Genomic DNA, 25,454 nt, shown 5'->3' on the forward strand with positions numbered 1-25,454 from the left:
TTCATGAAACAGCTAAAAAATGCCTTACTCATCTGGGGGGCAGTTGCACTCGCACCTGTCTGCTCAGCAACAATCACAACCTATGGTGCCGGTAATATCACCAACGCCGCCAACCCCGCCGGTTACAAATGCGCCGTTGACCATGGCAATTGGATTTACAACGCGGGTATCGTCAAACCGGGAGTCAGCAGCTGCAGCCCGATTGGTGCGCCCACTCCGCTTTATCCACAAAAAGTTGCACCGGCCACAACTAAACACACCATGACTCATCGCTGGTGGGGTTCGATTTCGTTTATGGGTGAGATGAAAGTGGGCGATCCGAATGGCGCTGGCTACATCACACCCGACCCGATGACCGCGCGAATCACCGAGCGCGGCGTGCGCATCATGGGTATTCCCGGCGGCCTGCGCACCAATCCAACCGCAACCCAGTATTCAATTCCCGATCCGTTTAATGAAGTGTTCGATGGCATAGCCGTTGGCAATAGCGATTACAACAATCTTGAAGCCTACTTGAAAGATTACAGCGATGGCTCAGTCACCGTGCAATGGAACAGCGGCAGTACACCGGTAATGGAAGCCACTTTTGTGCACGGCTCACCCTATGCCTATTTCACAGCACTGCAAGGCAATTTACAGCTGCGCACCAAAGCCGGTGATAGCGGCGAAAAAGGAATTTTTTACCAGCACGGAAATTCGTTGGGCGTTTGGACCAGTGTTGCGGGAAACTACAATAACTTCCTCATCACCGGTCACGATGCCACCAGCTTTAGCGGCGTAAACAGTTCGACCATTGGTGTGAACAACAGCAGTAAACGCATGACCATAACCCTGCTACCGCAAGTGTCTGGCACGCCATCCACGGCGATGATTCAGGATTTTGCACAATACGCAACCCAGCGTGTCGATGCTGTTGATATTACCTACAGCGTTCATCGCACCACACAAAAAGTTACCGTCAGCCATAAATACAAATTCAATAATGCGGCGGTTACCACCATGGCGGGCATGCTTCCTATGGCATGGAAAAATTCTTCGCAAGCAGTAAGCAATTACAAAGTGCGCAGCGCGCGCGGCGTAACCAAATTTGCTGCAACGAATGGTTTTAGTTACACCATTCCGTTTGTCGGCGTGCTGCCCTATTTGCCGGAAAACATTGGCGATTACGATGCAAACCAATTAAAAGCCTTTGTGAGCGAATTTGTGAATCAAGGGCCAAATGCTTGGAACGATAAAACTGATACTTACTGGGCGGGTAAAAATTACGGCAAGGTTGCAGAACTCGCGGCGATTGCACGCTCCATCGGTATGGATGTAGAAGCCGATCAATTAATTAATTGGCTCAAAGCTGAATTGCAAGATTGGTTCCGCGCGAATACCAACGGCAGTCTCGATACTACGAAATATTTTTCCTACGATAGCAACTGGGACACATTGCTTGGCTACGATGAATCTTTCGGTTCACAACAACAATTAAACGATCACCACTTTCACTACGGCTATTTTGTGCGCGCCGCTGCGGAAATTTGCCGTGTCGATGCCAGCTGGTGTAGCGCGACCAATTACGGCCCGATGGTAGATTTATTAATTCGCGATTACGCCGCACCGCGCAACGATTCTATGTTCCCCTATCTGCGCAATTTTGACCCGGCTTACGGTTTCTCCTGGGCGTCGGGCCACGCGAATTTTGTCTTGGGCAACAATAACGAATCCACATCTGAAGCGGCCAATGCTTACGGCGCAATGGTGTTGTACGGTCAAATCACCAATAACCGGGCGCTTACCGAACGCGGTATTTATTTGCACGCATCATCAACTGCGGCGTACTGGGAATATTGGAACAACCTTGATCGCTTTCGCGGTTTAGGCGGCGATTACGATAACTTTGATGCAGCCTATCCCAAAATGACGACCTCCATTATTTGGGGCAATGGCCATGTATTTTCGACTTGGTTTAGCGGTGCTTATGCACATATTTTAGGGATTCAAGGTCTACCACTTAGCCCGTTGGTTTTCCATATTGGCCAACATGCAGATTATCTCGACAAGTACGTCGCGTTAGGCATGACGCAATCAAGCAACGGCAAGCCCTCTGGTTTGATCAACGATCAATGGCGCGATGTCTGGTGGAATATTTGGGCGATGAGCAATGGTCAAGCTGCAGTCGATGATATGAATAGCTACGGATTTAATTACGTACCTGAAGCAGGTGAAACCAAAGCGCACACTTATCACTGGGTTCACACATTGAAACAATTAGGTCATCTGGCGACAGGCACAGGAGCATTAACCGCATCCAACCCAATGGCTGTTGCATTTAATAAAAATGGCTTGATGACTTACATCGCGTACAACTATGGTTGCAGCCCGCTGTATGTTGTTTACTCCGATGGTATGACGCTCAATGTGCCCGCAAGAAGTTTCCGCGTAAAACGCACCGGTGAAACACCGGATTCGTTGCCGGGATCAACCAGCTGTACCCCAGCGACGACTTCATCCAACAGTAGCCTTGCAAGTTCGGTGACTAACAGCGTTACTTCTTCACAAGCAAGTAGTTCCGCTGCAATAAATAGCTCGGTTGCACCTAGCTCTGTCGCACCATCCAGTGCGGTAGGTTCAAATAGCTCTGTTGCTACCAGTAATTCGCAAGCATCAAGTTCATCTGTTGCCAATGCAAATTATGGTCACACGATTGTAGCTGCGGGCAGCGTGCAATTTTTTGCTAACAACGCCGCTTGGGCCGATATTCACTTCACCATCAATGGTGGAGCACAACAAAACTTTCGCATGACGCACAACGCGGACAACTCCAACACCTACTCATTAACTGGTTTAACGGCTGGCGCAAACGTGCGTTATTTCATGACGATTGCGCAAGACATTGGCGCCATGGATACGCCTTGGGCTGAGTTTGTTGTGAGTGGTTCCGCCGCATCCTCAAGTGCTGCATCCAGCACACCCGCAACTAGTTCATCCAGCGCAAGCTCGGTGGCCGCTTTCAGCCGCCATATCGAAGCAGAAACCTATGCCTTTATGTCAGGTGTTGAATTGTTTGGCACCACGGACATAGGTGGTGGCCAAGTGGTCGGTGCAATTGATGCGGGCGATTGGATGGCCTTTACCAACATCACCTTCCCCACTAGCGGAAATTATTTGGTGGAGTATCGCGTCGCTAGTCCAACGGGTTCACTGCTGTCGCTCGATTTAAACGGCGGCTCAATTGTATTGGGTAACGCAACAATTCCCGCCACGGGCGATTGGAGCAATTTCACCACCGTCAGCCAAACCGTTAGCATTAATGCAGGCACATTTAATGTCGGCATTTATGCACAGCAAGGCGGCTGGAGTATTAACTGGCTGCGCATCACCAAACTATAAAAACGAGCGCCAAATATTGGAAAAGAAAAAGATACCGCAGCGTGATTTTTCAGCTGCGGCAATGTAGAAAAATAAATCGCAACACTTATACACGGAGATTGACCATGAAAAAGTTTCTATCCTCTATCGCGATCAGCGCGAGTTTGTTATTCGGTGCGCAAGCACATGCCGTTATTATCGATGCATCCACCATCATCCCTAACGACAATATTCTATTGAATTTTAATGGGTTGGATTGGGTATACGCTGGCCCGATTCCCACCGAATATTTTGGCCCCGGCAATTTAGAAACGCCGGACTATCGCGCAAGCGAAGGCTGGCGCTACGCTACCGATGATGAATGGGCACTGCGCCCGGATTGGACAGATTTTATTATTGGTGGCGCAGTCATCGCCCCTGTTTCCGGTTTTGGCGATCACTCGCTTTACCGTTTTGCATCGGAATACTGGAGCAACTACAACCACATAGATTTAAGCGATGCAGCCAATGGTTTGCTGACCAATGGAGAATACATCAACTGGGAAGCACAACACGAAACCTGGTACGTCCGCGATGCACGTATCAGCAGCAGCGTGCCAGAATCTTCATCGCTTATTTTATTGGGATTAGGATTATTAGGTTTAGGTGTTGTGCGCAGAAAGCGTAGTAAATAGATAATTGCCAATTATTAAAAAACAAAAAGCCGCAAAGAAATGCGGCTTTTTATGATTACTGCTCTTTTCTACAAAAGGCAATAAGCAACAGGGATGCGAGAATTAATGCAACAAAACGAAAACCCCAGTCTCGATTAATTAAGCGCAATGTCAACGGCTCGTCTTGAAATATAGGCTGTTCAAAACCCACCCAAGAATAACCACTAAAAGAAACAACTATTTCAGACATTACTAATACAATATAAATTAAACAAAACATTAGAGACAAGCATGGGCGAATATAAGCAGCGATTACCATAGCACAAACGGCAAATACTTGGGCAAAAGCAAAGAATACTGTATCTGTTAGCCATTGATCATGAAACACAGATGCGACCACAAACCTGTAGCTACCTACAATGGTGAGCGCCGCAACAGTTATCGCCAGCCAGCGTAAACCTGAATTTTTTTGAAAAGCATGTAATGTCATACTGAATAAACTCCTTTTTCAATTATCAACATAATACTCAATACCATCACCCAAACCGCTAACACGCCATAATTAATACGCTGATACAAACCCACATTAATGTTGTTCTTGAGTGCAAGTAACATTAGCACCAATGTAACAACAGATATTGCGGCGCTCGCTCCAGAATAGTATGTGAACCATTGCGGCAGATCATGTTGTTCAATTACCCACAACAAACACGCAGCGAGTAAAGAAAAGTACATAACCAAACCAGCAAGATTGTGGATTATTTGCACCACTGATGGTTTAGGTATACCCAGATCTTCATCACAGGGAAACAATCCTGTTATCCAATGCGAAATCCCCTGCACTATCATCAAAACACCAGTTGCAAATAATAAGTTACTCGCTGGCGTAAGCTTCAATAAGGCTGCGCCAAATAATAGAAACCACAAACCTATTGGGAAATTATTGATCCATGGATGAATTTTTGTAGTGGTGCGGTTACGCGCACCTAACTCACTCATGACTTGTTGACGATGACTATAACCGGGATACAAACGCGCCACAAAAATGACGACTAGTAACATCCATAGCGGTGCAATAACTCCGGCTAGCAATAGAAATGTCATCACATGTCCTTTTTAATATCATTAAATTTTAACAAACAAAAGCTCATGGTCACTCCCGCTTGCGGGAGTCCAGCGATTGATATTGCATTTAAACCTATGGATCTCCGCAAGCGGGGATGACGACTCCAAAATTTATTTGTCATAACTGCGTGCGCTACCGCTTCTTCAACCGCAATACCGCTTTATTCTGATCAATTACAAAATCAAAACGGCCGAGAATATCGATACCGAGTAAACCATCGAATTGATCACCATTATCCATCGGCAGGCGGGCAAGCATATGTTTGTTGAAGGTAACGCTTTCGATGGTGAAGGTATCCACTAAAAACAAATAACTTTCGACCGTACCACTTGCAGTGTTGAGTTGAATGGGCTTGGGAGATTTAACAAAGGAATAATGGCGATTGACGAAACTTGCAGTGAGGCCGCTGATGGATGCGCCGGTATCCAGTAATAACTTTACTTGCACACCTTCGATAGTGACTGGCACCAAAAATTGGTCGCCGAAGCGAGCTAGCTGCACGCTTATCTCAGGCACTGCATTATCGTCAGCTGTTGAGCCTTCATCCAACTTGGCCAGTATGCCCTCAGCGCGCGCGCGGGTTACGGGCTGGTTGGCGGCCATCAGCGCGTGGTATTGCGCTTGCTCTTTATCTTCAATTTTTAGATTCATTTTGGCGAGCTGTAAATGTAATTCGCCATTGTCAGGCGTGAGTTTTATCAGGTCGTTAATTTGCGCCATTAACCATTCGTAGCTCTCACCAAAAATAGAAGGATTTTCCGTGAGGCGAATTAAATACTTGGCTAAATAGGCGAGTGCATTGTCAATTTTTTGTGCGTCCACTTCGGTGTTGATGTAGCGAAACCAACTGGCGACCGATTCTTTGTGCTGTCCCTGCTGCTCATAGACACGCGCCAGCAGCCACAGAGCTTCGGTGTATTGTGGATTCTGTTCAAGCAATTTATTTAATAGGCGAACCGCTTCACCATAAGCGCCATTGGCAATTAATTGATTAGCACGCTCAATGGGTGTTTGTGGTCGGGTGGGTAAAAACTCAGCCGCGCTGGCAGACGGTTTCGAGCTAGCAGCTTGCGCAGAAGAATGTATTGGCGATATAGACGGCGCGTCATTTACAGCGACGCTTACACTCATTTGCGGCTGTTGATTGTTGTTGGCATGACGATACTCGCTAAGGTAAAAACCCAGCGTAAACGCCAAAGCGGCGACAAGTATAACTTTTTTATTATTCATTGTTGAATTGGGATAGGTGTCAGGATTTTAGTAATTGTTGGCGAATAAATTCAGCCATTTTTTCCGGTTTGGTTATAGTGGCAAAACGTTTGATGGGTCTGCCATCGCGGCCGATAATAAATTTAGTAAAATTCCACTTGATTGATTTGCCCAACCAGCCGGGTAATTCTGCGGTGAGCCATTTAAATAAAGGATGTGCATTGCTGCCATTTACATCCACCTTGGCAAACATGGGAAAACTCACACCGTAATTAATCTGGCAAGTCTGCGCGATTTGATTTGCATCGCCCGGTTCCTGCCCGCCAAATTGGTTGCAAGGAAATCCAAGAATCACCAAGCCCTGCTCGCCAAATTCTTTATGCAGCGCTTCCAGCCCCGCATACTGTGGGGTAAAGCCGCATTGGCTGGCGGTATTAACGACTAATACCAACTTGCCAGCAAAGTCAGACAAGCTAACGGGCGCACCGCGCAAAGATTCAGCAGTGAAACTGTAGAAAGGGCTCATAGGTCACCTGTGAGAGTTATTGGTGAAAGCAAGCATAAACCAGACTGCAGGGCGGGCGGTATTAAAGCAGCCCCCGCCCTCCGTTTGCGTAGCATATCAGTATTCAGCGGCGGGTTTATCCAGCGTTTTAATTTGAATATTGCGATAAAACGTTTCCGCGCCTTCCGATTGGATTTGCAATTTTCCGCGCGTAAGTGGAACAAATTTTCCACCCACCTTGTGACGTGAATTAAACCCGCGAAACACTTCGTGACCATTCACTTTGTGAATCAGGGTTTTGCCGTCGGCGATGACTTCCATGGTATCCCACTCGCCACTAGGTTTTTCATAATTGCCGAGTTTTAATACGCGCGCAGCTATATTTTTGCGCAGCGGCAATTTGGGATCGTAACGATAAAATTTCCAATCACCTTCGTTCGCATCGCCCGCGTGCACATCAATAATCACACCATCGAGACTGTGGTAATCGCCACTGTCGCCCTCTTGCACCTGAAATTCATGGCTGCGCATCCAGTGGCCGCTCTGTGCACCTTGCGCGCCGACAGCAAAGTACAACAGACCGCTGTCACGCACTACATCCAAACGCGGATGCCATTTTTGTTTGCCCCACTTGATATCAAACTTCAGGTGAAAGTTTTCAAACTCCTCCACACTGGTCAGCCCGCCCCACTCCGCACCCGACACCCGCAACAAGCCATCAACCACGGAGAAGATATGGTTAGGGTCATTATTCAAACCATGGGACTGATGGCGGGATACCAAATTGTATTCATTGGTTTCTGGCTGAAAGCTAACATAAGGCTCCCAGCCACTGAGATCCTTACCATTAAACAGGGATTTCCACTCGCCGCTGCCCGCAAACACCGGCGCACTGGCCAGTAAAGCACATAACAATAAACCGCCCAATTTCATCGCTTATCCTCATTTCATCTTTATAGAGTTGTGGGTTTCTATCCCCTAGTGGTACGCCTGACTGCAGCAGGCTAAAGGCTGAATTGCGGCGAGTCCACCTATACAGATTAACAATTACAGACCTTTACCCTGAGCCAAATTCGGGCAACCACAGGTAATTGGATAGTCTTTAGCACAGCAACCGTGCAAACACTCCCGAGCAGGATAAACCCAAGCGCAAAACCACTCAGCTTAAAACATCAAAACTGCACCATTTTGAGGAAAAGCTGCCGATAAAAATGCATCTAAAAAAATCACTACTTTAGCTCCCGCAAAAAACTGGGCACCACAAAAATGCACAATCACTTTTTACCACGAAAAAATAACCGAGAAAATAATTTGAGAATTTTTCGTTGGTGATTGGCATTAATTATGCCTTAGCGAAATTGAGCTCACACACCGCTGTAAATGTTGTAAGGATCGATACTGCAAGGATTGTCCGTCTATCACCTGATACCTAAACCATACTGACTGCGAGAATTATTTCATGGACAAAAAAAACACCCCCGATAGCAATGATCAAGCTTTGCAATTAAATCGTCGCCAATTATTAAAAACCGGCCTCGGCGCTGTAGGTGGGGCCGCCGTGCTCGGCATGTTGCCCGGCTTGGGCAGCCTTGCCTATGCCGCGCCTGCCGCACTGGAAACCACTAAAGCAAAACTGGGCTTTATTGCATTGACCGATGCAGCGCCGTTATTTGTCGCGCAGGAAAAAGGTTTTTTTGCCAAGTACGGCATGACCGGCGTGGAAGTATTAAAACAATCCTCCTGGGGCACCACGCGCGACAATCTTGTTTTAGGTTCGCAAAATAATGGCATCGACGGCGCACATATTTTATCGCCAATGCCCTACCTGATTACTACCGGCGCAATGACGGCAAACAATCAGCCGGTGCCTATGTCGATACTCGCGCGGCTGAATTTAAACGGTCAATGTATTTCAGTCGGCAAGGAATACGCGAGTTTAAAAGTGGATGTGCAGGCAAAAGGTTTTAAAGAAGCTGTTGCCGCGAAAAAAGCCAGCGGTAAAGCCGTGAATGCCGCGATGACATTCCCCGGCGGCACCCATGATTTATGGATGCGCTATTGGCTCTCAGCGGCGGGCATTGACCCCAACAAAGATATTTCCACCATTGTGGTTCCACCGGCACAAATGGTTGCCAACATGAAAGTCGGCAACATGGATACCTTCTGTGTCTGCGAGCCGTGGAACGAACAATTAATTAATCAAAAAATTGGTTACACCGCGTTGACCACTGGCGAGCTGTGGCACAACCACCCGGAAAAAGCCTTTGCTATGCGCAGCGATTGGATTGAAAAAAATCCGAATGCCACACAAGCTTTGTTGATGGCGGTAATGGAAGCGCAAATGTTTTGTGAGAAAGCAGAGAACCGCGAAGAGGTTGCAAAAATTTGCTCCGACCGCAAATGGATCGGTGCACCATTTAAAGATGTGATCGAGCGCATGAAAGGCAATTTCGACTACGGCACTGGACGCGTGGTGGAAAACAGCCCAGAGCAAATGCGTTACTGGAAGGATTTTGCCTCTTACCCTTTCAAGAGCCACGATGCCTGGTTTATCACCGAAGATATTCGCTGGGGCTACTTACCCGCCAGCACCGATATTAACGCACTGGTTGATAAGGTAAACCGCGAAGACTTATGGCGTGCAGCAGCAACCACGTTAAAAATTCCCGCAGCAGAAATTCCTACCAGCACCTCGCGCGGGGTAGAAAAATTCTTTGATGGAAAAGTGTTTGATCCTGCTAATCCCAAAGCCTATCTCGATAGCCTTGCGATTAAAACCTTGGCATAACGCGGAGTAACTACCATGGCCGAATCCAGCATCACCACCAGCGGGTTTACCGATGATTCACGCAGCATTGCACAGCGGGCAAAAGCAGTTGGGCAATATTTTTTAGTCAGAGTGACGCCGGCACTGGTTGTGATCAGTTTGCTGGTGGCGCTCTGGCAAATTACCTGCTCGCAGCCGGACTCCAGTTTGCCTTCTGCCAGCACTGTGTTTGAGGAGACGCGCTACCTGATTGAAAATCCGTTTTACGACAACGGTGGCACCGATGTCGGAATGGGCTGGCAATTATTAGCGAGCCTCAAACGGGTAGCGATTGGTTATACGCTAGCAGTGATCGCTGGAGTGGCGCTGGGCATTTTGGTTGGCCAGTCGGTATGGGCGATGCGCGGGCTTGATCCACTCTTTCAAGTCTTGCGCACCGTACCACCACTCGCATGGCTGCCGCTTTCCCTTGCAGGATTTCAGGACAGCAATCCCTCGGCACTGTTTGTGATTTTTATTACCTCTATCTGGCCGATTATTATCAACACCTCTGTAGGCGTGCGTAATATTCCCGCCGACTACCGCAATGTTGCGCGCGTGGTGCGCTTAAATGGCTGGCAGTATTTTTACAAAATCATGTTGCCCGCCGCAGCGCCTTATATATTTTCAGGCTTGCGCATCGGTATAGGTTTGTCCTGGTTGGCAATTATCGCCGCCGAAATGCTGGTGGGTGGAGTGGGTATTGGTTTCTTTATTTGGGATGCCTGGAACTCATCGCGCATCAGCGACATTATTCTCGCGCTGATTTATGTGGGGCTAATTGGGTATGCGCTGGATCGGCTTGTAGGTCTGGTGGGTTATCTGGTCACCCGGGGAACCGCTCAGTAACACGCAAAATAAACGTCAAACGTCATAACACCCAACGCCAGCAGCCACCTCTGCTGGCGTTTTTTATTGGGCGTAACTTGATAGGTAAATGATCGCCCCGCCTAATAACGGCGTATTTACGACTAGGCTATATAAATTCAGCTCACTCTCCAGTGAGCTTTCACTCGATCAAGGCGCCTATCCATGTATACACACTGGAAACTACTCTTCGTATCAGGTCTGATGCTTATGCTCTCTTCATGCTCAACCACATCCATCGACGAATACGCAAGCAATCAACCTAAGCTTGACCCCCAAGCATTTTTTAACGGCCAGCTGAGCGCCCACGGCGTGCTAAAAGATCGCGGTGGAAAAGTCACGCGTTACTTCAACGCGAGCATCAATGCCTATTGGCAAAACGGTATTGGCACACTGGAAGAAAAATTTATTTTTGATGACGGTGAAATTCAATACCGCAACTGGACTCTCACCCCAACCGCCAAGGGCTATGCCGCAACCGCAGGAGACGTGATTGGCACAGGCACGGCGCAAATCAAAGGCAATGCCATGCAGTTAAATTACGTATTGGAGATCGATTACAAAGGCTCGCCCTTACAACTCAACGTGGATGACTGGATGTGGCAAGTCGATAACAAAACGCTGCTCAACGAATCCACTTTGCGCAAATGGGGTTTTAAAGTTGGCAGCATCCAATTGGTGATAATTAAATCTTAGCGAGTGCTGGCATAAATGATGACTGGCGCCCCGTTGGCAATTCGTTTTGCCATCAACCTAATGAACATCATCAAAAACAACGACACGATTGCGGCCAGATGCTTTTGCCATGTACAAGGCTTCATCGGCGCGCTGTATAACCCCAGTTGCGCCCACCTCACCCTCTAACCAATCACTACTGCCGATGCTGACGGTCATATGGCCGACCTCAGGGAAGCTGGCGGACTCAATCGCACTACGAATTTTTTCAGCGACAGTACCAACTGCAGATGCACTAGGAGCATTTGGTAAAATTACGACAAACTCTTCGCCACCATAACGCGCAACAAAATCAGTTACGCGAATATTATCGGCAATTAATCGCGCGATATGTTTTAGCACAGCATCGCCCACTAGGTGACCGTAATTATCATTTACTTTTTTGAAGTGATCGGCATCAAGCAATAAAATTGAAAAACCATGCCCTGTACGTTGCCCCATGCGGATGCAATCTCTCAACTTTTCGTCAAACTGACGGCGATTGTTGACGCCCGTAAGCGGATCAGTTGTGGCAAGGTATTCCAATTTTCTATTCGCAACAACAAGGGCTTCTGTGCGTTGCAAAACTTGTTGTTCCAGGGTTTGATTGAGCAATTCCAATTCACGTTCCCGCGCGAGCAAAGAGTCAGTCATGGATTGCATAGCACTGCTCAATTGCGCAACTTCACGCAAGTTAGTGCTGGTTGGGTAGTTCGGTGTAGCCGTATGGGATTTGATGGCTCGTGCAGCAGCGGCGAGCTGCTCAATGGGTTTGCTAACACTTTGTGCCAGGCGCCATGCCAGTAGCGAAAATAATATAGTTGCAATCAGTGTAAGAATCAGAAAATGCCAATAAGCGGCATACACCGGCGCCAATGCCTTATCCAAGGGTTGACGCACTACAATGCGCCAACCGAAATTGGTAGCCGAATACGCATCGACTAACACCTGGCTGGTTAGGTATTGATGACCATCATCCCAAGTGACGATCGAATAACTTTTGTGATTGGGTAAATTTTCAGGGAGCCGGCTCACACCAGCCAATGCTTCGGGATAAAGCACATCCCCTGTTTTACTGACAATAAGTGTTTCCGAAGTGCTATCGCGTTCAGGGTGACTGGCAACTCTTTGCACAGTTTCCGTCACCCAACTCCAGTGTGCGTGGGCAGCTACAACACCTATCGCCTGCCCCTGCTTATTACGGATAGGCGCGGCAAAATCGATAAAACGCAGCGGTTCATTACTGGCAGAATTAGGTAAAAGTTTAGCGAGCAACAGGGCTTCATGAACATCACCGCTATAAACATCATTTAACCCCGCAATAAACCATGGACGCTGCGCGACTGATTCGTTGACCAGCATATTATTGCTGGCTTGAATGACTTTACCTGTCGCATCTGCCACGCCCAACCACGCAAATTCACTACGCAGTATTCGACGACGCTCGAGTGAAGCAAAAATATCAGGGCTGGTTAAATCCCCGTGCACAAAATGGGGGGCCTGGCTGAGTATCAGTAATTCCATTTCTCGCTCATGCAGATTTGCGCCTAACAACTCAGCAGCAGCCATCGCATTGGCATACACTGATTCACCGGCATTCACCTTGATTTGCGCTGTGGTTAACCAACCGGCATAGATTCCCACGCTGAGCAGCGTGAACAGTGACAATCCACCAAACCACAAGGCCAGCCTTACCCTAAAGCTATTGTGCTTAAACAACTGATATGCCCTTTGTATTTGAATTGTTATTGGGTTCTATAATACAAATTCGAATCCGAAAGTAGAGTGCGGAAATAAACATCAAAAACGAATTGTACCTAATTGATAAACTTTGTCGCGCATATATTGTGCATTATCTGTATCACCCAACTGATCGTATATTTCAGCTGCCAATCGATAAAAACGCACTTCATTATCCTCTTTTTTTATAGCCTTCTTTATCAGTGTCAGAGCCACTTCAAGATCATTTTTTTTCATCTTTTCCTCGGCGCGCTTGTACATAAAATACGGGTTGGCATTGCGATACTGGCGCACCCGCTTTTGGTAATACTCGCTCTGCTCAGGCTGGCCCATCTCTTTATACAGGCCAGCGAGATTGTGCATGATATTGTAATCGCGCGGGTTAATACTCAATCCATGCAAATATATCTTCTCTGCTTCCAGCAGTAATTTTTGGCGGCGATAAAAACTGCCGAAATTACTCCAGATATAGCTCGGCTCCTGACTCATCAGCAGCGCTTTACGCAAATGCAAAAAACCTTCGCGCGCATTGCCCTCCGCCGCCAATTCCATTCCGCGATTGGAATAAAACTGGGCGGCCACCAAATTCTTGTCGATCACCTGCTGTTTGTAGTGGGAGCGATAACGCCGCATTTCCAAATCCACCACTATATCGCTCACATCTGCCGTACCGATGAGGCGGATATACGTTTTGTTGGCGCGCGGCATAAATACTTTGGCGTTGACGTGGCGCATCAGTAAAAAGGTGTCACTCGCACGCATATCCCAGGTAGGCGGCAGGATCACTTCATTGACCTCAGCCTTCAACCCTAAATGGCGCGCCATAGCCACATAGAGCAGCGTATAGCTGATGCAATTGGCCTGGCGCCGCTCGAATGCTTCAATGCCGGTAATGGTGTCATAGGCACTGTAGGTAATGCCGCGCCCGCCGTAACTAACCGATGTCATCAAAGCTTTATGCAGCGCCTCGGCTTTGGCATCGCTGCGCTTGAGCTGAGCGGTGGCAGCCTCAGCAAACAATTGCATTTCTTTTGTCAGGCCGAATAAATCCGCATTGGGCAATTCTTCCGGCAAATAGGGGCGCCCTAAAATTAACTCGCCCGACAATTCCCGAGCCAAAACACTCTTATCCGCCATAAATGGCATTTTCTGCACCATGGAAGCACAGGCGCAGAGTGTCAAACAGCTGAAAAACACTAGTAATCGGAATAATTTCATTCTTTTCAGGCTCATCGGGGGCTGAATACTCCATTTGAGTATAGGGGGTATTTAGCGCTTGTGCGTGTCACAAATGTCACGCTAACCCCACGAGATACAAGCCTTTTTTTATTTTGAGTTAACTTCGCTGGCAGATGTAAAACACACATGATTGCACGCACTGAATGATATCAACGCACCTCTGCGCAAAATAAGTGCAAGCACATTCGGCTTCGGCAACTTCCAGTGCTCACTCGCACCACAGATCTTGGCACCAAAAAAAAGCAGTCACTTTTTTCCTGACCCAGCAGCGCGCAAAACCAAATAAAAAGCCACGATAAGTGCAAAAACCCTGCGCCGTTAAAGTGCATTGCCGATCTTGGCACAGTGTTTGAATAAGCCATTGTGTACTGAATCATTACATCACTATTTTTTACACGCATTTTATTTTTACGTTTTGTTTTTTTAGAACGGCCACCACACGAATTTTTACTTTATTTTTTTGCAGATAATTTTTTAATTGATGCCAGGAGTAAGAGATGAAAAACATCACTACAACAACAGATAAAATTTCACGCTTATTGCGACCGCTTGCAAAAACCACATTGGCAATTGCCACTGCATTTTCATTGCTGACCAGCGCACACGCCGAAACCGGCCCGGCGGAAAAAGACACATTAAAATTCGGTTTTATTAAATTAACCGACATGATCCCTCTCGCTGTTGCCTATGAAAATGGCTACTTCGACGACGAGGGCTTGAGTGTAGAACTCGAAGCGCAAGCTAACTGGAAGGTGGTACTTGACCGCGTTATTACTGGCGAATTGGATGGCTCACATATGCTAGCTGGACAACCGATTGGCTCCACCATCGGCTTCGGCACCAACGCACATATAGTGACTTCATTTGTAATGGATCTAAACGGCAACGGCTTAACAGTTGCTAACGATGTTTGGAAAAAAATGAAGAAAAATATTCCCGTCGGTGCCGATGGAAAATTAGTTCATCCGATTAAAGCCGATGCATTAAAGCCGATCGTTATGGCCGCCAAAGATGTAGGCCAAACATTTCCAATGGGAATGGTATTTCCTGTTTCAACCCACAATTATGAAATTCGTTATTGGTTAGCGGCGGGCGGTATTCATCCTGGTTTTTACGCTCCAGCAAAAGGTGATATCACCGGCCAAATTAAAGCCGACGTTTTGCTCTCAGTAACACCGCCACCGCAAATGCCGGCGACGTTGGAAGCCGGCACCATCAAAGGTTATATGGTGGGCGAGCCTTGGAACCAACAAGCAGTGTTCCGCGGCATTGGGGTGCCGATTGTGACCAACAACGATATTCACAGCAACTTCACTGAAAAAGTATTTGGTGTTACCAAAGAGTGGTCAGAAAAATACCCCAACACCCATATTCGTGTAGTGAAATCATTAATCCGCGCCGCCAAATGGTTGGATGAAAACAACAACGCCAATCGCTCTGCCGCTGCCAAAATGATTTCCGCTTCGCACTATGTGGGCGCAGATTACAAAGTTATCGCCAACTCTATGACCGGAGTTTTTGAATACGAACGCGGCGACACACGCAAACTGCCCGACTTTAACGTGTTTTTCCGCTACAACGCCAATATGCCCTACTACTCAGATGCCATCTGGTACTTAACCCAAATGCGTCGCTGGGGCCAAATTGCCGAGCCAAAACCTGATAGCTGGTACGCCGAAACCGCGAAAAAAGTGTTCCTGCCAGAAGTGTATCGCCAAGCAGTGAAGGATTTGATTGCCGAGGGGAAAATGTCTGCAGCTGATTTCCCCGAGCTAGATAAGACCGATGGTTTCCGCAAACCAGAAGACACTAAATTTATCGACGGAAAAGTTTTTGATGCCACCAAACCCAATGACTACCTCAAGCAATTTGATATTGGTTTGAAAGGTAATGAGCAAATTTAATTAGCCGTATTGTTTAGTGTTAATGGTTAAGCATTAAAAATATAAGCCCGCTTAATGGTTACACACACATTAAGCGGGCATGCAGAGGAAAGGTTATGAACAGCGCACTCGCAGTAGCAAAAATTGAACAACTCAAAGGCATTAAATGGGCAGAGTTAATTGTTAAAACCGTTATGCCCATGATTGGTATCGCATTGTTTTTAATGATTTGGCACGCCGCTGCACCGAACATTAAAACCTCGCTGGGTGATTTCCCTCAGCCACAACAAGTATTCGAGCAATGGGGCAACTTGGTGGATGAATACACCGCCGAACAAGCGCGCGAAGAAAAGTATTATGAGCGTCAAGATAAGCGCAATGCTGAGCGCATCGCCAATGACCCAAATGCAAAATTAGATGAACGCCCCTTTAGTGGCCGACCCACTTTTTTCGACAAAATTGAAACCAGTTTGGTAACCGTATTATCCGGATTTTTAGTCGCGACCATTATCGCTATTCCGGTAGGTATTATGATCGGCTTGAGCCAGCCGCTGTATAACGCAATCAATCCACTGATTCAATTATTCAAACCCGTATCACCCCTGGCATGGCTGCCATTGGTCACGCTGGTGGTGAGCGCGGTGTATGTATCCGATGCACCCATGTTCTCCAAGTCTTACATCATTTCTCTCTTGACCGTTAGCCTCTGCTCGCTCTGGCCCACCATGCTCAACACTGCGGTCGGCGTTGCAGGTGTGAGCAAAGATTTAATTAATGTAAGCCGCGTGTTGCGCTTGGGATGGTTTACTCACGTAGTCAAAATTGTCTTGCCCTCCGCCATTCCGATGATGTTTACCGGCCTACGCATTTCACTCGGCATTGCCTGGATGGTGTTAATCGCCGCTGAAATGCTTTCGCAAAATCCAGGTTTGGGAAAATTTGTGTGGGATGAATTTCAAAATGGCTCATCCGACTCGTTAAGCCGCATCTGCTTGGCCATTTTAGTGATCGGTCTGATTGGCTTTTTACTCGATCGCACTATTTTGATGCTGCAGACCTACATCAACTGGGATAAGAGCGCAGTGGTTCGTTAACCACTGCATGATTGGGTACGTTAATTGCCTATTAAATCCTGACCACTTTATTTTATTTATTTTAGTTTGTTACAGAGGAATCCAGCATGAACCAGATCCATTTGGAATTGAGTAGAGTCGGCATTGAATTTCCCACCCCTAAAGGCCCGTTTTGCGCACTGCAAAATGTGGATTTGAAAATTAAAAAAGGTGAATTTGTTTCGCTAATTGGCCATTCCGGCTGCGGCAAATCCACCGTGCTAAATATTGTCGCCGGTTTATATCAAGCGACCACTGGCGGCGTAATGCTAAATGGCCGCGAAGTGAACGAGCCCGGCCCAGAGCGCGCGGTTGTATTTCAAAACCATTCACTGTTGCCGTGGCTCACCGCTTATGAAAATGTCGAGCTAGGCGTAAAACGTGTATTTAAAGGCAAAAAAACCAAAGCGGAAATGCGCGAGTGGATTGAGCACAATTTGGAATTAGTGCACATGACCCACGCGCTGCACAAACGCCCCGATGAGTTATCGGGCGGCATGAAACAGCGTGTGGGTATCGCCCGCGCACTGGCGATGGAGCCACAGGTCTTGCTGATGGATGAACCCTTCGGCGCGCTTGACGCCCTCACCCGCGCGCACCTGCAAGACTCGCTGATGGAAATCCAAAATGAGCTGGGCAATACCGTCATCATGATCACCCATGATGTAGACGAGGCCGTGCTGCTCTCTGACCGCATCGTGATGATGACCAACGGCCCCGCGGCAACCGTGGGCGAAATTCTGGATGTGCCCCTCCCGCGCCCGCGCAATCGCCTCGAGTTGGCCGACAATGCGGAATACAACCACTACCGCTCATCGGTATTGCGCTTCCTGTATGAGAAGCAAAAAAAAATTGAATCGATCGATGTCAAACGCGCCGAGAAGAAGCAGGACAAAAACGCCGCAGAGAAATCCAAAAGCGTCGCCTGATTTCGCTCCAACTTATCCAAAAGTGCAGCGCCAGATGCATCTGGCATGCACTCAGGTCCTCTGTTTGCCCCGGTTTGCCGGGGCTTTTTTATGCCCCAAAGAAAATGTTTAATCTAAGCTGACTTTTTCACCAGCAAATAGAGTGAGCAAATATTGCCCGAAATGATTATTTTTTTGTCTGGCGCATTTTTCATCATTGGTATATATTATGCAGCATATTTTGACGACACTCATCCGTGATGGATCACGCACTTCTGGCAACAAGGCGCGAACTCCATGCTGCAGCTCATCAACAACCCCGTTCATTTTTCCAATCCTTCAACGCAGGCAGCTGCACCCACTCTTCCGGCAGCAACGTCCGAGCTAACAACAACATATGCAGACCTGATTGTGGATTATCTCGCCCAAATGGGTATAGATAAGGTATTTGGTGTGCCGGGTGGTGCAATTGAACCGCTACTCAACTCGCTGGCACGCAGCGAGCGCAATGGAGGGCCGCGTTTGGTCGTTGCGCGCCATGAATGCGGCGCTGCCTTTATGGCTGATGGCTACGCGCGCGAAAGCGGGAAAATGGGTGTGGTCTGCGCCACTACTGGCCCCGGCGCAACCAACCTGATTACCGGTGTCGCCTCGGCGCTGGCTGATGAAGTCCCCATGCTGGTGATTACCGCGCAAACGCCACTGCCCAAGTTTGGTAAACGCGCCCTGCAGGAATCCAGCTGCACCGCCATAGATACCGTGGGTATGTTCCGCTATGTCACCCAGTTTAATACCTTGGTATCGCACCACGAACAGCTTGAAAGCAAATTGGTCTCGGCCATCATGGCGGCGCATCGCAAACCCAACGGCCCCGTGCATATCAGTATTCCCGCCGATGTACTGCGCGCACCAGCAACTATCAATGCCCATATCCACAGCGACTTATTAGTGCACGATTTCGCCATGGCCGACGACTCCGCCATCGCCCGTCTGTGCGAAAAACTCGGCCGGGTCGATAACATCGTCATGTACATAGGCAATGGTGTGGGCAAGGCCAGCAAACAGATCATGGAGTTTATCGAGCTGACCGGCGCGGCGTTTGTCACCGGCCCTATGGGCAAAACCTGGGTCGATGAGCATCACCCGCTCTATCGCGGCGTATTTGGCTTTGCCGGGCACGAGAGTGCCAAAAACCTGCTGCAAAACCCGGCAGTGAATTTGATTCTGGCGGTGGGCACTGAGCTGGGCGAGCTGGGCACTAGCGGCTGGAAGGACGACTTGCTCAATACCAAGCTAGTACACATCGACTCCTCAATCGAGCACTTTACCCGCTCGCCCATGGCGAACCTGCATGTGTTCGGCAATATCGATGTGATCTTTGATCGCCTGGTAAAAAGCGTGCACGAAGCGCGTAAATGGGGGCGCCGCTGGCAGACACTGCCGGGCGCCGCCGCTGAAAATGCCAACGGCGGTTTTTTCACCCTTAGCGATGCCGAAAAGTGCTACTCCAACGCCAGCCCAGTGAAACCGCAGCGACTGATGTCACATCTCTCCCGCACACTGCCCGACAACACCCGCATTTTTGTCGATGCCGGTAATGGTTGGTCCTGGGCTACCCACTACCTGACTCGTGCAAATAGTGAAGGGTTATATCGTATCGCCATGGGCTACGGCTCTATGGCCTGGTCGATTGGTGCCGCGATTGGTTCTGCCATTGCCAATCCCGCTGCACCTACCTTATGTATTGTGGGCGATGGCTCTTATTTGATGAGCGCACAAGAAATCACCGTCGCTGCCCAGCAAAAGCTGCCTGTGGTTTTTTTAGTATTAAATGATTCAGCGATGGGCATGGTGATGCACGGGCAAATGCTCGGGCAGCAAGAATCTATCGGCTGGGAATTAAATGATGTCAATTACGCACTCATGGCGCAGGCGATGGGCGTAGACGGCATAGTAATCGATTCACCAGAACAATTAGACGCGCTGGATTACGCCGCATTATTTCAAAAAAATGGCCCCACCCTGCTTGATGTTCGCATCGACCGCAATGAAATTCCACCCATGGGCGACCGCATCAAAGGTCTCGCCGTAAATGGTTCTGCAACACCGGGAGGTTAATACTAAACTGGTTGATTATTGAGGTAACTTCTAACGCAAAACATACCTAGGCGAAAAGGAACTCGCAGTTTATGCTAGGCTGAAAGGATACTAATGCGGAGACCGACGAGTGTTAACTGATAACACCCAATCCAATCAACCAAGCTCGCCTATTAACCTCCTTATCGTTAATAACGACAGCCACGCGATGACTGCCATTACCGGCAGTTTACGTTCGGCTGGGCTCAATAAGTACACCTGCGTAGATTCTGCACAGCAAGCACTACGCGCGCTTCGCCAACAGCCAGTTGATGTATTAATAGTCGATGTGGATACCGCCGACATGGACGGCTGGCGCTTATCGCGCTTGGTGCGCAGCGGCATTCTAAAATGCCGCGCCGATCTACCGATTATTATTATCGCCAGCACCTGGTGTGAACGCATTGCCGAAGTTACCGCGCGCGAATATGGCATCAATCAACTACTGCCTCTCGATCACATCAAACAACTACCAGCGGCCATCAACAAACTTACCCAGCGCGAGTATAGCGGTACCCATAAGCCACGCTTGCTGGTGGTAGAAGATGAACCGGACACCGCCGATTTAATCAAGCGTGTACTCTCGCCCTCATTCGACATTGAAGTTGCCTACGAAGGTGACACTGGCCTGCGCGCCTGGGTGCAAAGACGACACGATTTGGTTTTGCTCGATGTGATGCTGCCCAAATTATCCGGGCGCGATATATTGATTGAAATCCAAAGCATTGATCCCAATCAGCCAGTGGTGATTATGACAGCGCACACCACTATCGATCAGGCCGAAGAGTTAATGTTGCTCGGTGCCGTCGATTTTTTACCCAAACCGTTTCGCGCTGAACAGTTGCGCAAAGTCTGTGATATCGCCATTCATCGCGACGACTTTTTAGTGAGCAACGCGCAATTTGCCGCGCGAGTAAAATCCCTGCAAGAGCGCGAGCTAGCCTACCGCCAACTCTACCAAAACCACCATCAACTACTCGAAGATTTACAGTCAGTGGTAATGGAGCTAGATGAGGATTTTGCAATTTGCTACCTCAATCGCGCATGGGAAACCATGATGGGTTACCCCATTAGTGAATGCATTGGCCAGCCACTGGAAAACTTTATTGCTCCGGAAGATCTGGCGCAGTTCTCGCTGTTCCAAAACAAAATTCGCAAAGCCCTGCTACAGAATAAACCTTGCCCGGAAATCGAGATTTGCTTAAGCAACAATCGTCATCAGAAATTGTGGGCGCAATTAAAAATCAGCCGCTCCAGCAATAGCAAACAACAGGGCAATTTAACTGTGTGTTTGGATAACATTACCGAGCGGCGCGAATCGCAAGAGCAACTTAAATATTTAGCCATGCACGATTCGCTCACCGGTTTGTACAACCGCCACTTTTTTGAAACCACACTCGCGCAATTAACCGCCGATTCGGTGCGCAACAAGCGCCAACACGCGCTGGTGTATTTAGATCTGGATCATTTCAAAGTCATTAACGACACCTTCGGCCATCAAAAAGGCGATGAAGTACTGCGCGAAATGTCGCACCTATTGAGCAAGCGCATTCGCGGTGCCGATATCCTCTGCCGTTTGGGCGGCGATGAATTTGCCATCTTATTGCGCGACATTCACAGCACCGAAGCACACGAGTTTGCCCGTAGCATTCAGCAGATTATTAGCGAGTTCAGTTTTCAAATGCATGAGCAGCGCGTCAACCTCGGCAGCAGTATCGGCCTCACCTTAATTGACGGCAGCACCAATAATGCCGAAGAACATTTAATGCGTGCCGATATAGCGCTCTATGTCGCCAAAGGGCGCGGGCGAAATTTGATTCATCAATACGACCCTCTCGATAGTGAAAGCGATGAATTGCGCAACTCGATTAACATGTCGCAGAAAGTGCGTAAGGCGATTTCCGATGATCGAATGACACTCTATTTCCAGCCGATTTTTGATATTAAAAACAATAAAGTGTCCTATTACGAAGCATTGGTGCGCCTGATAGAAACCGATGGCAAAATCATTGGCCCCAATAGTTTTATTCCTGCACTGGAAGCGGCAGGAGAAATGCATTTGTTGGATCGCTGGATTATTAAACTGGCGACACGCAATTTAAAAGCGCACCCAGAGCTGAATCATATCGCGATCAATCTCTCTGCACAGGCCTTTAAAGATGAAAACCTGGTGCCGACCATTCTGGAAAATTTAAAAGAGACGGGAGTGGATCCCAAGCGCATCACCTTTGAGCTCACCGAAAGCGCAAGCTTGTTTAACCTGCACATCACCCAGCGGGTGATTGCCGAGCTACACAAGTTGGGCTGTAGCTTTTCAGTGGATGATTTTGGTTCTGGTTTTAGTAGTTTTGCTTACTTGAAAGATTTACCGGCGGATTACATTAAACTCGATGGTTCGTTTATTCAAAACTTACACCGCGATACGATTGACCAAACGCTAGTGCGCTCCATGATTCAGGTCATTCAGGCGCTAGGTAAAAAAGCGGTCGCAGAATACGTTGAGAACGAAGCGATACTCGATATTTTAAAAACCATGGGCGTGGATTTTGTGCAGGGTTATCACATTGGCCATCCATTACCCATCACTCAACTGTTTACTCAACACGCCATCAGCAAACGCTCCCGTTGACAGCTTTACAAGGCAATCATTGCACGTGAGTTATTCGTGCAATGATTGCGATGCAGCCGGCAGAACAATCGACATTACACAACATCAAGTCACGTTTACACCACCGTCAACAGCCCAAATTGCGCCCGTGGTATAACTCGATTCCAACTGCGCCACAATCACTTCAGCCACCTCGTCGGCACGACCAAAGCGAGCCAATGGAATGGTCGTCTCCATATGGGCTTTTACTGCAGCCTGCATTTGCTCATCAAGACCTAACTTAGTAATAATTGGTGTATCAATTGCACCGGGTGCAACTGCATTAATGCGCACGCCGACAGGAGCAAATTCAATCGCAAGACTTTTGGTAAATGCCTCCAAGGCACCTTTGGTTGCTGCATAGAGCGCTGCATTCGCCAAACCATTATTCACAACAGCAGAAGAGACATTAGTAATACTACCACCCACTTTTTGCAGCGCAGGCAACACACCTTTAATTAAATCCAAAGGCCCGCGCACATTGGTATTCATAAACTCATCGAAGTCATCACTGGTGCAATATGCCAACGGGGCAAAGCGTGCAATCGCCGCATTGTTCACCAAAGCGTTAAGCGATTTTCCCTCAAAGTGCCCTGCCAATTTGATTACGTCGCTTGCGCTCCCCATATCGGCCACAACACTATTTACCCCCAACTCCACCGCAGCTTGCTCGACGCGCTCCTTATTGCGCCCACAAATAGTCACATCGTAACCCTTGGCTTTTAACAGTTTTGCCGTCGCATAACCAATACCGGAATTGCCACCAGTAACTAACGCTGTTTTTTGCATAATGATTTCTCGATTAAAAATAAATTGCGGAAAAGAAAAAGGGAAAATATAACAAGGAATTAATCAGGAACAGAACGCGCTGTAACACCTTGATAATCAATATCATCACAACGCAACGGTAAAAAAGTATCTGGTGGGCGATGGTAAGTATCCAAATAACAGGCGGTCACACCACTGGCGACCAATGTCGAAAACATCTGATACGTCTGCTGTGCAGAAAAGCCATAGTCGGATAACACTGCAGAAACATAGCCATTAATATTCATACCTTCGTCGTAAGTTTCTAGAAGTACCTTTTCAATTGCATAGGCCAATGCTAAATGCTCGCCAATCGACATGCACAATTTTTTGGCAACTTTCTCCATCACCTCAAGCCGCTCATCACCTTTCGCGATAGGGCGAATATATCCAACTATATAAGGTTTGCCGCCACGCGCAGATGCGGCTTCACGCACTATGTCACTCGCGGTGGATCCCTGCTGATGTCGCAGCAACGCATTTTGAATAAAGTTAACACCCTCAATTAGCGGTAAAACACCATAAGAGCGCGAGTCAGTCGCAAGTACTCCCATTGACGTTCCTGTAACAACTGACGCTCGGGCGGAACCTGCCAATGCACCAATTTGATTACACCAAATGCGCGGGTCCGGCCAACTTAAACAACCGTACACAGCTTCAATCCAATCGGCGAGTTCACGCTCAACTAAACGTCCGGTTGCGTTTAATATCAAAATTTGAAAATAGGATTTTTTACCTACCAGCTCTTCAAGCATGGAATAGCCATGACTAAAAACACCCGTTCCCGGAAACCAACCACCGGTATTACTGATAATTTTTCCTCGGCGCCGATCAAGATACTCAATCACCGCAGGATCACTATGAGTAGTCGTCATTATGGTTTTACCGCTATCGCTCAATGACATAGTTTTCGTCGCTGATAAAAGGCATGGCAGTGATAGGTTTGTTGGCCAACTCAAGGCCATGAGCCACTAGCCCAGGCGCACCTAACAATTGAAATAAACTACCGCCAGCACGCGGTTGAAAACCAAGATCCGCAAAAACTGCAGCGGCTATTCCCGTGGTTAACCAGCCTACACCACCCGGCTCAAGCTGCTCTGCCAACTGGCACCCCCATTGCAGCGCAGCACCCGCCGCTTCACATTGGCGAAGATGTGCCGCAATATTTTTTGCCAATAGGTGTACGCCACCATGATGAGAACCAAAACCGGGAATATCAGATCCGGACTCCACATCGGACTGGTTATTTGTTTGAGTGAGCGATTCAGCAAACACGTGCGGATCCGTTTTTTGTTGTTTACGCAAAAACCGCATCGCACGTTCTATTTCACCGCCACCCTGAAAATCTCCACCCAATATTGCAGATGCGATGGGCAGTATGTGCACCGGATCTGTTTTGCCAACGCCAACATTCATGGCCGCACGTGTCGCCGGGTGACGCGGGCCTGGATTAATTAATGCAATCATTAACATCTGTAACAATTGCGCTTCCGCTTTGGTGGGCAGCTCACCGCGAAACAGTAAATAGAAAACATCGACAAACGATCGCTTTTCCATGAGTTCAAATAAATCGTACCCATGACACAAAGCCCTGTTGGCAATGTAGGGATTATCATCGCTCGGCTGCTCGTACCAAATGCGAGTGGCAACACGCTCGACAAAAGGCTCATTACGACTGCGCACTTGATCGTGTTGGGGTTCTGACATCAACTTATTCCATTAGGGATTAGTGAGTAAATTGCGGA

General features: G+C 48.0%; 21 protein-coding genes. 10 read left to right on the forward strand and 11 right to left on the reverse strand.

The window, feature by feature from the left end; all coding sequences use genetic code 11:
• Positions 1–3 precede the first annotated feature (3 nt).
• Both AC2CG4_RS03905 and AC2CG4_RS03910 read left to right on the forward strand, forming a co-directional pair.
• Positions 4–3,378, forward strand: a complete 3,375-nt coding sequence (locus AC2CG4_RS03905) for a glycosyl hydrolase (RefSeq protein ID WP_484485024.1) — start codon at positions 4–6, stop codon at positions 3,376–3,378.
• A gap of 104 nt (positions 3,379–3,482) precedes the next feature.
• Entirely contained in the window at positions 3,483–4,031 is a 549-nt protein-coding gene (locus tag AC2CG4_RS03910; protein ID WP_484485025.1) for a PEP-CTERM sorting domain-containing protein, read from the forward strand.
• Positions 4,032–4,086: 55 nt separating this feature from the next.
• Here the strand turns inward: AC2CG4_RS03910 and AC2CG4_RS03915 are convergent, their stop codons facing one another.
• The 5 genes from AC2CG4_RS03915 to AC2CG4_RS03935 form a co-directional block, all read right to left on the reverse strand.
• Positions 4,087–4,500 carry a hypothetical protein gene (locus AC2CG4_RS03915; protein WP_484485026.1) on the reverse strand — a complete coding sequence of 138 codons (414 nt, stop codon included), beginning with the start codon at positions 4,498–4,500 and terminating at the stop codon, positions 4,087–4,089.
• On the reverse strand, positions 4,497–5,114 hold the full coding sequence (locus AC2CG4_RS03920) for a DUF998 domain-containing protein (protein ID WP_484485027.1): 618 nt from the start codon (positions 5,112–5,114) through the stop codon (positions 4,497–4,499). The genes AC2CG4_RS03915 and AC2CG4_RS03920 overlap by 4 nt, the downstream gene beginning before the upstream one ends.
• Before the next feature lie 154 nt (positions 5,115–5,268).
• On the reverse strand, positions 5,269–6,366 hold the full coding sequence (locus AC2CG4_RS03925) for an aspartyl protease family protein (protein ID WP_484485028.1): 1,098 nt from the start codon (positions 6,364–6,366) through the stop codon (positions 5,269–5,271).
• Between the two features lie 19 nt (positions 6,367–6,385).
• A complete protein-coding gene (locus AC2CG4_RS03930) occupies positions 6,386–6,871 on the reverse strand; it encodes a glutathione peroxidase (RefSeq protein ID WP_484485029.1) in 486 nt (161 codons plus the stop codon).
• A 96-nt stretch (positions 6,872–6,967) separates the two neighbouring features.
• Positions 6,968–7,783: a 3-keto-disaccharide hydrolase gene (locus AC2CG4_RS03935; RefSeq protein ID WP_484485030.1), complete on the reverse strand. Its 816-nt coding sequence runs from the start codon at positions 7,781–7,783 to the stop codon at positions 6,968–6,970.
• Between the two features lie 526 nt (positions 7,784–8,309).
• On the opposite strand from AC2CG4_RS03935, the gene AC2CG4_RS03940 reads away from it, so the two are divergent.
• The 3 genes from AC2CG4_RS03940 to AC2CG4_RS03950 all read left to right on the forward strand — a co-directional run bounded on the left by AC2CG4_RS03940 (position 8,310) and on the right by AC2CG4_RS03950 (position 11,219).
• Positions 8,310–9,638, forward strand: coding sequence for a CmpA/NrtA family ABC transporter substrate-binding protein (locus AC2CG4_RS03940; protein ID WP_484485031.1), 1,329 nt, complete (start codon positions 8,310–8,312; stop codon positions 9,636–9,638).
• 15 nt (positions 9,639–9,653) lie between these two features.
• Positions 9,654–10,505, forward strand: a complete 852-nt coding sequence (gene ntrB / locus AC2CG4_RS03945; RefSeq protein WP_484485032.1) for a nitrate ABC transporter permease — start codon at positions 9,654–9,656, stop codon at positions 10,503–10,505.
• Positions 10,506–10,733: 228 nt separating this feature from the next.
• On the forward strand, positions 10,734–11,219 hold the full coding sequence (locus AC2CG4_RS03950; RefSeq protein ID WP_484485033.1) for a DUF3833 domain-containing protein: 486 nt from the start codon (positions 10,734–10,736) through the stop codon (positions 11,217–11,219).
• Between the two features lie 57 nt (positions 11,220–11,276).
• Here the strand turns inward: AC2CG4_RS03950 and AC2CG4_RS03955 are convergent, their stop codons facing one another.
• Together AC2CG4_RS03955 and AC2CG4_RS03960 are read right to left on the reverse strand one after the other, a co-directional pair.
• Positions 11,277–12,905, reverse strand: coding sequence for a sensor domain-containing diguanylate cyclase (locus AC2CG4_RS03955; RefSeq protein ID WP_484485034.1), 1,629 nt, complete (start codon positions 12,903–12,905; stop codon positions 11,277–11,279).
• Between the two features lie 132 nt (positions 12,906–13,037).
• On the reverse strand, positions 13,038–14,123 hold the full coding sequence (locus AC2CG4_RS03960) for a tetratricopeptide repeat protein (protein WP_484485035.1): 1,086 nt from the start codon (positions 14,121–14,123) through the stop codon (positions 13,038–13,040).
• 599 nt (positions 14,124–14,722) lie between these two features.
• On the opposite strand from AC2CG4_RS03960, the gene AC2CG4_RS03965 reads away from it, so the two are divergent.
• The 3 genes from AC2CG4_RS03965 (at position 14,723) to AC2CG4_RS03975 (ending at position 18,140) form a co-directional block, all read left to right on the forward strand.
• Positions 14,723–16,120: a CmpA/NrtA family ABC transporter substrate-binding protein gene (locus tag AC2CG4_RS03965; protein WP_484485306.1), complete on the forward strand. Its 1,398-nt coding sequence runs from the start codon at positions 14,723–14,725 to the stop codon at positions 16,118–16,120.
• A 95-nt stretch (positions 16,121–16,215) separates the two neighbouring features.
• On the forward strand, positions 16,216–17,193 hold the full coding sequence (locus AC2CG4_RS03970; protein WP_484485036.1) for an ABC transporter permease: 978 nt from the start codon (positions 16,216–16,218) through the stop codon (positions 17,191–17,193).
• An 86-nt stretch (positions 17,194–17,279) separates the two neighbouring features.
• Complete coding sequence (locus AC2CG4_RS03975; protein ID WP_484485037.1) at positions 17,280–18,140, forward strand: ABC transporter ATP-binding protein; 861 nt, start codon at positions 17,280–17,282, stop codon at positions 18,138–18,140.
• 108 nt (positions 18,141–18,248) lie between these two features.
• On the opposite strand, the gene AC2CG4_RS03980 is transcribed toward AC2CG4_RS03975, so the two are convergent.
• Positions 18,249–18,446 carry a hypothetical protein gene (locus AC2CG4_RS03980; RefSeq protein WP_484485038.1) on the reverse strand — a complete coding sequence of 66 codons (198 nt, stop codon included), beginning with the start codon at positions 18,444–18,446 and terminating at the stop codon, positions 18,249–18,251.
• On the opposite strand from AC2CG4_RS03980, the gene AC2CG4_RS03985 reads away from it, so the two are divergent.
• On the forward strand, positions 18,417–20,237 hold the full coding sequence (locus tag AC2CG4_RS03985) for a thiamine pyrophosphate-binding protein (RefSeq protein ID WP_484485039.1): 1,821 nt from the start codon (positions 18,417–18,419) through the stop codon (positions 20,235–20,237). The genes AC2CG4_RS03980 and AC2CG4_RS03985 overlap by 30 nt on opposite strands.
• Before the next feature lie 109 nt (positions 20,238–20,346).
• Positions 20,347–22,884, forward strand: coding sequence for a GGDEF/EAL domain-containing response regulator (locus tag AC2CG4_RS03990; RefSeq protein WP_484485040.1), 2,538 nt, complete (start codon positions 20,347–20,349; stop codon positions 22,882–22,884).
• Between the two features lie 84 nt (positions 22,885–22,968).
• Here the strand turns inward: AC2CG4_RS03990 and AC2CG4_RS03995 are convergent, their stop codons facing one another.
• The 3 genes from AC2CG4_RS03995 to AC2CG4_RS04005 are packed head-to-tail and all read right to left on the reverse strand — an operon-like array spanning position 22,969 to position 25,416.
• Positions 22,969–23,691, reverse strand: coding sequence for an SDR family NAD(P)-dependent oxidoreductase (locus AC2CG4_RS03995; RefSeq protein WP_484485041.1), 723 nt, complete (start codon positions 23,689–23,691; stop codon positions 22,969–22,971).
• 59 nt (positions 23,692–23,750) lie between these two features.
• The gene (locus AC2CG4_RS04000; protein ID WP_484485042.1) at positions 23,751–24,584 is read right to left on the reverse strand and encodes a citrate synthase family protein; all 834 of its coding nucleotides are present in this window, start codon (positions 24,582–24,584) and stop codon (positions 23,751–23,753) included.
• Between the two features lie 13 nt (positions 24,585–24,597).
• The gene (locus AC2CG4_RS04005; RefSeq protein ID WP_484485043.1) at positions 24,598–25,416 is read right to left on the reverse strand and encodes a citrate synthase family protein; all 819 of its coding nucleotides are present in this window, start codon (positions 25,414–25,416) and stop codon (positions 24,598–24,600) included.
• Positions 25,417–25,454 lie beyond the last annotated feature (38 nt).

The sequence above is a fragment of the Cellvibrio sp. ATLC23 genome, assembly GCF_057196725.1.

Excerpts from the sequence above, each read along its gene's own strand:
- AC2CG4_RS03980 (WP_484485038.1), bottom strand. The coding sequence starts at position 18,446 with ATGAACGGGGTTGTTGATGAGCTGCAGCATGGAGTTCGCGCCTTGTTG.
- AC2CG4_RS03985 (WP_484485039.1), top strand. The coding sequence starts at position 18,417 with ATGCTGCAGCTCATCAACAACCCCGTTCATTTTTCCAATCCTTCAACG.
- AC2CG4_RS03940 (WP_484485031.1), top strand. The coding sequence starts at position 8,310 with ATGGACAAAAAAAACACCCCCGATAGCAATGATCAAGCTTTGCAATTA.
- ntrB (WP_484485032.1), top strand. The coding sequence starts at position 9,654 with ATGGCCGAATCCAGCATCACCACCAGCGGGTTTACCGATGATTCACGC.
- AC2CG4_RS03920 (WP_484485027.1), bottom strand. The coding sequence starts at position 5,114 with ATGACATTTCTATTGCTAGCCGGAGTTATTGCACCGCTATGGATGTTA.
- AC2CG4_RS03930 (WP_484485029.1), bottom strand. The coding sequence starts at position 6,871 with ATGAGCCCTTTCTACAGTTTCACTGCTGAATCTTTGCGCGGTGCGCCC.
- AC2CG4_RS03975 (WP_484485037.1), top strand. The coding sequence starts at position 17,280 with ATGAACCAGATCCATTTGGAATTGAGTAGAGTCGGCATTGAATTTCCC.
- AC2CG4_RS04000 (WP_484485042.1), bottom strand. The coding sequence starts at position 24,584 with ATGACGACTACTCATAGTGATCCTGCGGTGATTGAGTATCTTGATCGG.
- AC2CG4_RS03915 (WP_484485026.1), bottom strand. The coding sequence starts at position 4,500 with ATGACATTACATGCTTTTCAAAAAAATTCAGGTTTACGCTGGCTGGCG.
- AC2CG4_RS03950 (WP_484485033.1), top strand. The coding sequence starts at position 10,734 with ATGCTCTCTTCATGCTCAACCACATCCATCGACGAATACGCAAGCAAT.
- AC2CG4_RS04005 (WP_484485043.1), bottom strand. The coding sequence starts at position 25,416 with ATGTCAGAACCCCAACACGATCAAGTGCGCAGTCGTAATGAGCCTTTT.
- AC2CG4_RS03905 (WP_484485024.1), top strand. The coding sequence starts at position 4 with ATGAAACAGCTAAAAAATGCCTTACTCATCTGGGGGGCAGTTGCACTC.
- AC2CG4_RS03995 (WP_484485041.1), bottom strand. The coding sequence starts at position 23,691 with ATGCAAAAAACAGCGTTAGTTACTGGTGGCAATTCCGGTATTGGTTAT.
- AC2CG4_RS03925 (WP_484485028.1), bottom strand. The coding sequence starts at position 6,366 with ATGAATAATAAAAAAGTTATACTTGTCGCCGCTTTGGCGTTTACGCTG.
- AC2CG4_RS03960 (WP_484485035.1), bottom strand. The coding sequence starts at position 14,123 with ATGCCATTTATGGCGGATAAGAGTGTTTTGGCTCGGGAATTGTCGGGC.
- AC2CG4_RS03970 (WP_484485036.1), top strand. The coding sequence starts at position 16,216 with ATGAACAGCGCACTCGCAGTAGCAAAAATTGAACAACTCAAAGGCATT.
- AC2CG4_RS03910 (WP_484485025.1), top strand. The coding sequence starts at position 3,483 with ATGAAAAAGTTTCTATCCTCTATCGCGATCAGCGCGAGTTTGTTATTC.
- AC2CG4_RS03935 (WP_484485030.1), bottom strand. The coding sequence starts at position 7,783 with ATGAAATTGGGCGGTTTATTGTTATGTGCTTTACTGGCCAGTGCGCCG.